The organism is Flaviramulus basaltis (assembly GCF_900114265.1).
In the GTDB taxonomy this organism is placed as follows: Bacteria; Bacteroidota; Bacteroidia; order Flavobacteriales; family Flavobacteriaceae; genus Flaviramulus; species Flaviramulus basaltis.
In genome coordinates this window covers 951,877-964,803 of record NZ_FPKV01000001.1, presented here as the reverse complement: position 1 = coordinate 964,803, position 12,927 = coordinate 951,877, and the positions used below count along the sequence as shown (strand labels likewise).

Genomic DNA, 12,927 nt, shown 5'->3' with positions numbered 1-12,927 from the left:
GTGCTATACGAAAGCAAGTCTTGGGCATTTAAACATGCGTTTTTCATTCTACTAGGATTATTTTTAACCTCTTATATTTATTCTCAAAATATAATAATCAAAGGTAAGATTTATGACGAACAACTTAACCCTATAAATGGAACTTTATTAGTTAAAAAAGCAATATCTCCCAAAATTATCGCTGAGTATTATTTAATCAGGAATGGAGAGTTTTCGTATCGTTTGAAGAGTATTTATAACGAAGACATAATTATTGAAATCACTTCCATAGGTTACCAAACACATACTGAAGTTGTTGATGTTAAAAATAGCACCTCTATTGTTACTATAGATGCCCAAATGTTCAAATCTAAAATAACAGAATTAAATGAAGTTGTAGTTAAAGCAAAAAAGCGTCCTTTTGAAATAAAGAATGACACCGTGGTTTTTAATGTTGAAGCTTATAAAGATGGAACAGAACGAAAGGTTGAAGATTTACTTAAAAAACTACCTGGAATAGAAATAAATAGCAAAACAGGGATTATAAAATACAACGGAAAATCTATTGAAACCGTTATGTTAGAGGGTGATAATTTGTTTGGATATAATTACACCTTGGGCACCAAAAACATAAACATAGATATTATACAATCAATTGAAGCAATTGAAAACTATTCAGAAAACAAATTACTAAAAGGCATTGAAAATAGTGAAAAAGTTGCTTTAAACTTAAAATTAAAATCAGGCAAATTAGATTTTTCAGGGAGTTTAGATATTAACGGAGGGTTCTCTAGTGATAGTAAACTAAGGTCAAATTCATCTGTAAACTTACTAGGAATAAACAAATCATTTAAATCTTTTGGCATTATATCTTATAATAATGTTGGAATAAATACTTCGCCCTTTGATTACTCAAATGTGATGGACAATCTTGAAGTGATTAAAGAAATGAACTACAGGGCAAGAAAAATTATCCCCGAAACCTTGTTGGCTTCATCATTTGATGAAAAACGTACAAATATTAATGATCAGTTTTTTAGCAATTATAATAGCATTTTTAAACTAGGAAGATTATTAAAAGCTAAAATAAACCTATACTACTTGGATGACTCACTTAATAATTTTGAAAATTCAACAAACAATTACTCAATAAATAATATTCAATTTCAAACATTTGATAATAAAAAAATTTCTAATAAGCTAAAACAATACAGAGGCGATTTAAAACTGGACTATTTTACTTCAAAAACGTCTTTGCTAGAATATAAATTAAGCCTAAGAGACGAACCTATGAATATAAATAGTATAATAGATTCGAATATAAGAGATAATATTAATTCACTACAAGAATCAGATAATCTATTTATTACACAAAACTTATTATTCACAAAAAAAATATCTGATAAAAATGCTTTACAAATAAATTTTATTAGTTCTTTAAATTCAATTTCACAAGAATTAGAAATCTCACCTTCAATTTATAATGCGAATTTGGATCAACAAAATATTTCTTTGAAAAAACAATTTTTTAAATTCAATACCACCTTTTTAGGCTCAGGCAATATTAATAAATACAAATTTTCTTTGGGGTGTAATTTCACCGAAGAACCTTTGGAAACTAATTTTATAAGCTCAAGCAACAATAACATAATTACAAATGGTTTAAATTATATTGAACACCAAACGAAAGAAGTATATGCTTTTGCTGAAAACTTAATGAAATTCAATAAGTTTTCTTTAAGGCCTAATTTTACACTCCGTTATTTAAGTCAAAATCTGATAGATAGAAATACTGGTAATTCCGAATTTGCTAAAGATTTTATTTTTGAGCCGTCATTAAGATTATTATATGGGATAAACAGAAATTCTAATATTCAAACAAGTTTTTCATTGAATAAAAACACAAGCAATATTAACAGATTCTTCAGTAATGACATCCTTCTAAGTAACAGAAATATCCAGAAAAATGAAATAGACTTGAGGTTACAGAACAATCAATTTTATGACCTTTCCTATTCTAACAATGATTTGTTTAACCAGCTACAATTGAGGATAGGAATTAGTTACTTGAAACAAAAAGGTAACTTCTTCGCTAATTCTCAAATAAATGATAATTTAATTGTAACCAACTATTTCTTTCTTCCAGAAGGCACAGAAACACTTGATTTTAATTTAAATTTCACTAAGTATATACCATTCCTTAAGCTTAATGTTAAAACAAATTCTTTTTACTCGATAAACAATTATAAAAACATTGTAAATAACTCTAGCCTAAGAAACAACAAGGCGTCTTCATTAACTAGTGAACTCTTTTTAAAAACATCTTTAAAAAGTGATTTAAACTTTGAAAATGAAACTGTTTTAAGAACAGTTAAAACTGTGAGTGAAGTTCAATTTGAGAACTCATATTTTCAAAACAAATTAAAAATAATTTATAAACCGACTAAAAGCTTACTAGCCACATTTTCATTTGATCATTTTATTCCTGATTTAAGTAAACAAGCATCAAATTTTACTTTACTTGATACAAAATTCTCATACATCCCCAAGAAAAACTGGGAGATAAATCTTATCGGTAATAATCTTACAAACATTAAAGAATTTACAATTTTTCAGAATAATGATACATCTACGAATTCCAATTCATTAGGGTTGCTACCTAGATATTTTATGTTAGGTTTTAATTGGAACTTTTGAATTCTGTTTTAGCAGGTTTGGCAGAAAATAAATTCGTTTTTTAGCAGTTAAAACCCTTATGTATCTTCAGTGAAAAACTTAATTTTATTCTAAAATATACAAAATTTAGTTTCACTTCAGAAATCGCTTCGCTAGCACATTATTTTTTTTCATTTAGTTTTTTGCAAATTTATAAATGAAAAAATTAATGTACTTTTGCAGCAAATTTTAAAATGCTTTTATGAGCAAATTAGTAATAGTAGGCACCGTAGCTTTCGATGCTATTGAAACGCCTTTCGGAAAAACCGATAAAATCCTTGGTGGCGCTGCAACTTTTATAGGCCTTGCCGCTTCTCATTTTGATGTTGATGCTGCTGCTGTTTCTATTGTTGGTGGCGATTTTCCTCAAGAATATTTAGATTTATTATCAGACAGAAATATAGATGTCTCAGGTATTGAAATCGTTAAAGATGGTAAAACCTTCTTTTGGAGTGGAAAATACCATAACGACATGAATACTCGTGATACTTTGGCAACAGAGTTAAACACTCTTGCTGATTTTAAGCCTGTAGTTCCTACAGATTATAAAGATGCCGAAGTTGTTATGCTTGGAAATTTACACCCATTAGTACAATCTAGCGTTTTAGACCAAATGACTACCAAACCTAAATTAGTGGTTTTAGATACCATGAATTTCTGGATGGATTGCGCATTAGAAGATTTATTAAACGTTATAAAGCGCATAGATGTCATTACCATAAACGATGAAGAAGCTAGGCAATTAACTGGCGAATACTCTTTAGTTGTTGCTGCTAGAAAAATTCATGAAATGGGTCCTAAATATGTAGTTATTAAAAAAGGGGAACATGGAGCGTTACTATTTCATAACGAACATATTTTTTATGCTCCAGCATTACCTCTAGAAGAAGTTTTTGATCCAACAGGAGCAGGCGATACATTTGCGGGTGGTTTTGCAGGATATATTGCTAAAACAGGAGACACCTCTTTTGAAAACATGAAGAATGCTGTAATTTATGGCTCAACCTTAGCGTCGTTTTGTGTTGAGAAATTTGGAACAGAACGTATGCAGAATTTATCCAGCAATGAAATTCATAAACGCTTATTGCAGTTTAAACAACTAACTCAATTTGAAATAGAATTAACATAAACAAAACGCGCTCTAAAATAGAGTGCGTTTTTTGATTATAAAACAATTAATCTTTTTTGCCGCGACAGCGAAAACACCTACAATTATGAGTGATGCCTTAAAACACGAATGTGGAATAGCCGTTATCAGACTTTTAAAGCCTTTAGAATATTATAAAGAGAAATATGGAAGCGCTTTTTATGGCGTAAACAAAATGTATTTAATGATGGAAAAACAGCACAACCGCGGACAAGATGGTGCTGGATTTGCAAGTATTAAATTAGACACAAAAGCCGGTGAACGTTATATAAGTAGAGTTCGTTCTATTGCACAACAACCTATTCAAGATATTTTTGCTCAAATTAATGATAGAATCAATAAAGAATTTGAAGAGCACCCAGAATATGTAGATGATATTGCTGCTCAAAAAAAGAATATTCCTTATATAGGCGAAGTATTATTGGGTCATGTGCGTTATGGTACTTTTGGAAAAAATAGTGTTGAAAGCGTTCATCCTTTTTTAAGACAAAACAACTGGATGCATAGAAATTTAATAATGGCGGGGAACTTTAATATGACAAATGTTAAAGAGCTTTTTAGTAATCTTATTGAATTAGGCCAACACCCAAAAGAATATACTGACACCATAACTATTATGGAAAAAATTGGTCATTTTCTTGATGACGCTGTTAGTAAAATATATAAGGACTTAAAAAAAGAAGGTTACAATAAAAGAGAAGCTTCCCCACTTATTGCCGAGCGTTTAAATGTTGCTAAAATTTTAAAACGTGCAGCCAAAAATTGGGATGGTGGTTACGCTATGGCTGGACTTATTGGTCATGGTGATTCATTTGTTTTAAGAGATCCTGCTGGTATTCGACCTACATATTATTATCAAGATGATGAAATAGTTGTAGTCGCATCAGAGCGTCCTGTTATTCAAACAGTTTTTAATGTGAAATTTGAAGATGTGAAAGAACTTGAACCTGGCCATGCTATCATCACAAAAAAATCTGGAAAAGTATCTATAAAACAAATATTACAACCTTTAGAAAGAAAAGCTTGTTCCTTTGAACGTATTTATTTCTCTCGGGGAAGCGATGCTGAAATATATCAAGAGCGAAAAATGTTAGGTAAATTATTAATGCCTAAAGTTTTGGAGGCTATTGATAACGACACTAAAAATACTGTTTTCTCATATATTCCTAACACCGCTGAAACTTCATTTTTTGGAATGGTTGAAACAGCTGAGGCGTATATAAATAAAACAAAAACTACTGCAATATTAAACGGTCAACGTTCTTTATCTGCAGAAAAGGTTACAGAAATCTTATCACAACATGCCCGTGTTGAAAAGATTGCTATAAAAGACGTAAAACTTAGAACATTTATTACAGAAGATAGTAGTCGTGATGATTTAGTAGCACACGTTTACGATGTTACCTACGGCGTTATTAAACCTACCGATAATTTAGTTATTATAGACGATAGTATTGTGCGAGGTACCACATTAAAAAAGAGTATCTTAAAAATGCTGGACCGTTTAAATCCTAAAAAAATCATAGTTGTGTCTTCTGCTCCGCAAATACGATATCCAGATTGTTATGGTATTGATATGGCTAATCTTGAAAGTTTAGTAGCTTTTAAAGCCGCTTTAGAATTATTAAAAGATGCCAATAAATATGATATAGTGGAAGAGGTTTATCACAAATGTGTTGAGCAAACAGATTTAGATGACAAACACGTTCAAAATTTTGTAAAAGAAATTTATGAACCTTTCACAGACGAACAAATTTCAGATAAAATATCAGTACTCTTAAGTCATGAATCTATTACAACAGAAGTGAAAATTATATTCCAATCTGTAGAAAACCTACATAAAGCCTGCCCTAAACATTTAGGTGATTGGTATTTTACAGGAAACTATCCAACTGTTGGTGGAAATAGAGTTGTAAACAGAGCTTTTATAAACTTTTACGAAGGCAATAATGAACGTGCATATTAATTATTAAATTGATAGTTTTTTTTGCTGAAATTTTTAAAAATACATTTCATCTGATAAATGTGCTTTTTATCTAAAAAATACAATTAATCTATAAATTACATATAAATTGGTACCACCATAACATAAGTAGGTTAAGTTCATGGTAGATTTGGGGCAAAAAAAGGTGAACATCTGTTCGCCTTTTTTTATACGCTTATTTTAAGCTTTCTTTTTTAGTAATTATTAGTCAATTTCTTTTAAGCCAATATATACGTCGTTTAACTAAAATATTTTAGCAAACTGTTTTACTATTATACATTCGTTTCACCATAACATAAGTAGGTTAAGTTCATGGTAGATTTGGGGCAAAAAGGTGAACATCTGTTCACCTTTTTCAATTTATATATCTAACAAAAAAACGCCCACTAAAAGTGAGCGTTAAAAGTATTTTTAAAAACTTTATTTCTTATTTCGCTTCAGCGTAACGTTTTTCAACTTCATTCCAGTTAATTACATTAAAAAATGCATTGATATAATCTGGACGACGATTTTGGTAATTTAAGTAATAAGCATGTTCCCATACATCAATTCCTAAAATTGGTGCTCCACCACAACCAACACCTGGCATTAATGGATTGTCTTGGTTTGGAGAAGAACAAACTTCTACTTTTCCGCCTTTATGAACACACAACCAAGCCCAACCTGATCCAAAACGTGTAGCTGCTGCTTTTGAAAAAGCATCTTTAAAAGCATCAACTGAACCGTAAGCGGCTTCAATAGCATCTTTTAACTCGCCAGATAAACGTCCTTTTCCTTCAGGATTCATCACGCTCCAATATAATGAGTGATTATAAAATCCGCCACCGTTATTTCTAACAGCACCATTACTCATATCTAAAGTTGTAAGGATGTCTTCAATAGATTTTCCTTCTAAATCGGTTCCTTCAATTGCGTTATTTAAATTGTTTGTATATCCTTGGTGATGTTTAGAATGATGAATTTCCATTGTTCTTGCATCTATATGAGGTTCTAAAGCATCATAAGCATATCCTAATTTCGGTAATTCGAAAGCCATAATTTTTTGTTTTAAAATATTAATATTTAATTTCTCTCAAATTTACGCATAAAAGCCATCAATTAAAAATAATAAATTGTTATGAAACCATTGATAGTTTTTATCTTGTATGCAAATTCTTTTTTATGCAAACACCAACTCCTTTTACAATTTATAATGCTTCTGCTGGTAGCGGAAAAACCTATACCCTTGTAAAAGAGTATTTAAAAATATTATTTGCATCAAACAACTCATATCTTTTTAAAAATATTTTAGCAATTACTTTTACTAATAAAGCCGTTGCCGAAATGAAAGATCGAATTATTGACATGTTGAAAAAATTTGCCGATAAAGACATATTGGAAAACCCAAACGATATGTTTACTGCAATTCATAAAGACTTAAAAATAGAGCCTGAAGACTTACAAAAAAAAGCAGACAAACTACTCAATACCATAATACATAATTACGCTGCTTTTGATATTTCGACCATTGATGGTTTTACACATAAATTAATTAGGACTTTTGCTTACGATTTAAAATTGCCTTTAAATTTTGAAGTTGAATTAGACCAAGATGTGCTTTTAAATGAAGCGGTTGATAGTTTAATTTCTAAAGCAGGCACAGACAAAGAACTTACAAAGGTTTTGGTTGATTTTGCTATTGAAAAAGCCGATGATGATAAAAGTTGGGATGTCGCTTTCGATTTTAATAAGATTGCAAAACTATTGGTTAATGAAAATGACATTCCTTTTATTGAGAAGTTAAAAGATAAAACTTTAGACGATTTTAAAACGCTTAAAACTCAGTTAAAAAAAGAAGTTGTTGCTACAGAGATACAAATTGTTGAAAAAGCTCAAAATATTTTAAATTTAATTGAAGAGGCCGGTTTACAGTTTGATGATTTTTCAGGAAGTTATTTGCCTAAACATTTTCAAAAATTAAGTAAAACTAATTTTGATGTAAATTTTGAAGCCAAATGGCAAGAAGATATTGAAACTAAAACTTTATATCCAAAACGAGTTACAAATGATATTGCTTCTACAATAGAGCAAATACAACCACAAATAGGCACTGCTTTTAACGAAACAAAGCAAGCGTTTTTTCATCTTAAATTTTTAAAAAGTTTTTATAAAAACATCACACCGCTTTCTGTTTTAAATGCTATTAATAAAGAGTTAAAAGCTTTAAAAGAAGAGCAGAATAAAATGCTAATTTCAGAGTTTAATTCTATAATTAGTAAAGAAATTAAAGAACAACCAACACCTTTTATTTACGAACGTATTGGCGAAAAATTCAATCATTATTTTATTGATGAATTTCAAGACACTTCCGTCATGCAGTGGGAAAATTTAATTCCTTTATTAGGCAATTCACTTTCAACAGAAACAGGAAGCACCATGCTTGTTGGAGATGCTAAACAAGCCATTTACCGTTGGCGTGGTGGAAAAGCAGAACAGTTTATAAGTCTGTTTAATAAAAACAACCAGCCTTTCCCTTTTACACAACAACATATTGAAAACCTTCCAGCAAATTACAGGAGTTTTAAAGAAATTGTCGATTTTAATAATGGTTTTTTTAAGTTTTTAGCCAATCAGGTTTTTAATAAAGATGACTATAAAACACTGTATGAAAACTCGAATCAAAATATTACAAAAAATGAAAATGGTTATGTTGAATTGTCTTTTTTAGATATTGAAAAAGAAGATGATCGAGACGAGTTTTTTTCTGAGCATGTTTTAAAAACAATAAATAGTTGTTTAGAAAACGGTTATAACCTAGAAGATATTTGTGTTTTGGTCCGAAAGAAAAAAGAAGGTGTTGCTATTGCAAACTACTTAAGTCAAAACAAAATCCCCATTATATCGTCTGAAACCTTATTAATTTATAATGCTCCAGAAGTGGGTTTTATTAATAATGTTTTAGCACTTTTAATTCAACCCAAAAACAACGAAATAAAAATTTCAGTTTTAAATTACTTAGCGTCTTCTTTTAATATTGAAGATAAACACGCCTTTTTCAGCGCACATTTAAATTTATCTTTGCCCGATTTATTTAAAAACTTTGAAGCTTATAATATTTTTATAAAAAGCGAAAACTTACTACAACTTCCGCTTTACGATTTAGCCGAAACCATTGTTAGAAGCTTTAATTTGGTTGAAACTTCAAATGCATACATTCAGTTTTATTTAGATATTGTTTTAGATTTTTCACAAAAGAAAGGCTCTGATATTTCTGGCTTTTTGGAATATTTTGAAAAGAAGAAAGAAAGTTTGAGTATTATTTCGCCTAAAGGACAAAATGCTATTCAAATTATGACAATTCATAAATCTAAAGGCTTAGAGTTTCCTGTGGTTATTTTCCCTTATGCCGATTTAGATATTTATAGAGAACTTGAACCTAAAGAGTGGTTTAAATTAGATAACGAAAAATATGCTGGTTTTTCACACACTCTTTTAAACTATAATAAAGATTTTGAACATTTTGGCGAAGAAGGATTAAACATTTTCAACAACCATCAATCCGAACAAGAATTAGATAATATTAATTTACTCTATGTAACGCTAACCCGCGCAGTGGAACAGCTATTTGTTATTTCAAAAAAAGATATTTCAGCTAAAGGTGAAATTAACTCGAAAAAATATTCTGGCTTATTTATTAATTACTTGCAACACTTGGGCTTATGGAATGACTCAGAATTAAAATATAGTTTTGGTGATTCAAAAAGAAAAACTCAAAACAAAACACCTTCGAAAGAAACTACCATTCAGCATCAATTTATTTCAACTTCAAAAGAAGAACATAATATTAAAGTGGTAACAAAATCTGGATTATTATGGGATACTAATCAACAAGAAGCCATTGAAAAAGGAAACTTGTTACATGATATAATGTCGAAAATAAACACAAAAAATGATATTGATTCTGTAATTCATGATTTTATAAATACCTCTTTAATTAATAAAGAACAAGCTGAGACTTTAAAACCTTTAGTTTTTCAAATTGTTGAACACCCAAATCTTAAAGATTATTTTAGTTCAAATTATACCATATACAATGAGCGTGATATTATTACTAAAAATGGCGTGATTTTACGCCCCGATAGAGTTGCTATAAATTCAGAAAACCAAGCCATAATTATTGATTATAAAACAGGTGTTGAAGACAAAAAACACGAACAACAATTACAATTATATCAAGATGTTTTAGAAGAGATGAAACTACAGGTTAAAAAGAAAATTCTTGTTTACATCAATGATGATATTAAGATAAAAGATGTTTAAATTTGTAGAAAATTCAATAATATGTACGGAAAACTGCAAAATCACTTAAAAGAAGAGCTTCAAGACATAAAAAATAACGGACTTTATAAAGAAGAACGAATAATCACATCAGCACAAGGCGCAGAAATAACTTTAAATACTGGCGAAACTGTTCTAAACTTTTGTGCCAACAACTATTTAGGGCTTTCATCTCACCCAGAAGTTATTCAAGCAGCAAAAGATGCTATGGATACTCACGGGTTTGGTATGAGTTCTGTTCGTTTTATTTGTGGTACTCAGGATATTCATAAAGAGCTTGAACAAAAAATCGCAGATTTTTATCAAACTGAAGATACCATATTATATGCCGCAGCTTTTGATGCAAACGGTGGTGTTTTTGAACCGTTATTAGGAGCAGAGGATGCAATTATTTCAGACTCTTTAAATCATGCTTCTATTATAGATGGTGTTCGTTTATGTAAAGCCGCTCGTTATCGTTATCAAAATAGTGATATGGCAGATTTGGAAAAACAACTTATTGATGCTAATAAAAACGGAGCTCGTTTTAAAATAATAGTAACCGATGGTGTTTTCTCAATGGATGGATTAGTTGCTCCTCTTGATAAAATATGTGATTTAGCTGATAAATATGATGCCTTGGTTATGATTGACGAATGTCATGCTGCAGGTTTTATAGGAAAAACAGGCCGTGGGACATTAGAAGAAAAAAATGTTTTAAACCGGATTGATATTATTACAGGGACTTTAGGTAAAGCTTTAGGCGGTGCCATGGGCGGTTATACAACAGGTAAAAAAGAAATTATTGATATGTTGCGCCAGCGCTCTAGACCATATTTGTTTTCAAATTCGTTAGCTCCTGCTATTGTAGGTGCATCCATCAAAGTTTTTGAAATGCTTTCTAACAATACAGAATTAAGGGATAAATTAGAATGGAATACTAATTATTTCAAAAAAGGAATGAAAAACGCTGGTTTTGACGTTATAGATGGCGATTCGGCTATTGTTCCTGTTATGCTATATGACGCAAAACTATCTCAAAATATGGCAAATATGCTTTTAGACGAGGGAATTTATGTTATAGGCTTCTTTTTTCCTGTCGTTCCTAAAGAAAAAGCAAGAATACGTGTACAACTCTCTGCAGCACATACAAAATCGCATTTAGACAAGGCTATTACTGGTTTTATCAAGGTTGGTACTCAACTTAATATTATCTAAATTCATTATTAACTAGCATATGAGTTAAAGTAATGAATGATATGAGTTCATAAAGTCATCAATATTTTTATATATTTGTCTTTGTTAATAAAATTTAACAACTTACTTTTGTTTACAATTAACACTTAAAAATTAAACTTTTGAATATGAAAAATCTTAGCAGATTATTGTTCGCTATGTTGCTTGTACTTGGTTATAGCAACGTAAATGCGCAAGACGAAAACAATCCTTGGCAAATTACCATTGGTGTAAACGCGGTTGATGCATATCCTTCTGGAGATGGAGCTCCTTTTAGTGAAACCATTTTTAGTAAATTTACAGATGTTGACAACTACAACATTTTACCTTCTTTATCTACTATCTCTGTATCTAAGTATATTAGTGATGGTTTTTCTTTAGGGGTTACAGGTTCTTTAAATAAAATTGATAAGTGGGGAGAGAATGCAAATGGAGAAGCTATCAGTGTAGATGATTTATCTTACTACGGTGTTGATGGTACAATTAAATACAATTTTATTAGTGGTACAACTATCGATCCTTATTTAGGTGTTGGTGGTGGTTACACTTGGATAGATGAAGTTGGAGCTGGTACATTAAATGGAACATTAGGTTTAAACGTATGGTTTAGCGAAAATGTAGGTTTAACTCTTCAAACATCATACAAACATGCATTTGAAGATTACTTACAAACACATTTCCAACATACTGCTGGTATCTCTATCAAATTTGGTGGAACTGATACTGACGGTGATGGTATTTATGACAAAGATGACGCTTGTCCAGAAGTAGCTGGTTTAGAAGCTTTCAACGGATGTCCTGATACTGACGGTGATGGTATTGAAGATTCTAAAGATGATTGTCCTAATGAAGCTGGTTTAGCTGAAATGAATGGATGTCCTGATACTGATGGTGATGGTGTAGCTGATAAAGATGATAGCTGTCCTACAGTTGCTGGATTAAAAGCTTTAGCTGGTTGTCCTGATGCTGACGGTGATGGTGTGACTGACGCTGATGATGCTTGTCCTGATACTGCAGGTCCTGCTGCCAACAAAGGTTGTCCTTGGCCAGATACTGACGGTGATGGTGTATTAGATAAAGATGATAAATGTCCTGACGTTAAAGGTACTGTTGCTAACAACGGTTGTCCTGAAGTAACTGCAGAAATTCAAAAAACTCTTAATGAGTATGCTAAAACCATCTTGTTTGACACAGGTAAAGCAACTATAAAAACTCAATCTGCAACTGTATTAGCTGACATTATTGCAATTCTTAAAGAATACCCAACAGCTAAATTCACTGTTGAAGGGCATACTGATAGTGTTGGTAGTGAAAAACTAAACCAATCATTATCTGAAGCTAGAGCTCTTTCTGTAAAAGAATATTTAGTTGAAAATGGTATTGATGAATTTAGACTTTCTGCTCTTGGTTTTGGAGAATCTAAACCAATTGACACTAATAAAACTAGAGCTGGTAAAGCTAATAACAGACGTGTTGAAATTAACTTAGCAAAATAATAATAATAGCTGATTTAATTTTAAAAAAATAAGTTTACAAAAAACGCTTCGGATATCCGAAGCGTTTTTTATTT

At 30.7% G+C, this 12,927-nt stretch carries 7 protein-coding genes; 6 read left to right on the top strand and 1 reads right to left on the bottom strand.

The genetic code is table 11. The features are described 5' to 3' along the window. The 3 genes from BT151_RS04415 (at position 1) to BT151_RS04405 (ending at position 5,807) form a co-directional block, all read left to right on the top strand. Positions 1-2,676 carry a TonB-dependent receptor gene (locus BT151_RS04415; protein ID WP_072400537.1) on the top strand — a complete coding sequence of 892 codons (2,676 nt, stop codon included), beginning with the start codon at positions 1-3 and terminating at the stop codon, positions 2,674-2,676. 220 nt (positions 2,677-2,896) lie between these two features. Continuing rightward, positions 2,897-3,823, top strand: a complete 927-nt coding sequence (locus BT151_RS04410) for a PfkB family carbohydrate kinase (protein WP_072400536.1) — start codon at positions 2,897-2,899, stop codon at positions 3,821-3,823. Positions 3,824-3,908: 85 nt separating this feature from the next. Beyond that, entirely contained in the window at positions 3,909-5,807 is a 1,899-nt protein-coding gene (locus BT151_RS04405; RefSeq protein ID WP_072400535.1) for an amidophosphoribosyltransferase, read from the top strand. Positions 5,808-6,252: 445 nt separating this feature from the next. On the opposite strand, the gene BT151_RS04400 is transcribed toward BT151_RS04405, so the two are convergent. Further along, a complete protein-coding gene (locus BT151_RS04400) occupies positions 6,253-6,861 on the bottom strand; it encodes a superoxide dismutase (RefSeq protein WP_072400534.1) in 609 nt (202 codons plus the stop codon). Positions 6,862-6,986: 125 nt separating this feature from the next. Here BT151_RS04400 and BT151_RS04395 point away from each other — a divergent pair, with 125 nt between their 5' ends. The 3 genes from BT151_RS04395 to BT151_RS04385 all read left to right on the top strand — a co-directional run bounded on the left by BT151_RS04395 (position 6,987) and on the right by BT151_RS04385 (position 12,853). Continuing rightward, positions 6,987-10,124, top strand: a complete 3,138-nt coding sequence (locus tag BT151_RS04395; protein ID WP_072400533.1) for a UvrD-helicase domain-containing protein — start codon at positions 6,987-6,989, stop codon at positions 10,122-10,124. 21 nt (positions 10,125-10,145) lie between these two features. Continuing rightward, positions 10,146-11,339 carry a glycine C-acetyltransferase gene (gene kbl / locus BT151_RS04390; protein ID WP_072400532.1) on the top strand — a complete coding sequence of 398 codons (1,194 nt, stop codon included), beginning with the start codon at positions 10,146-10,148 and terminating at the stop codon, positions 11,337-11,339. 146 nt (positions 11,340-11,485) lie between these two features. Further along, a complete protein-coding gene (locus tag BT151_RS04385) occupies positions 11,486-12,853 on the top strand; it encodes an OmpA family protein (RefSeq protein WP_072400531.1) in 1,368 nt (455 codons plus the stop codon). The last annotated feature ends 74 nt before the right edge of the window (positions 12,854-12,927 follow it).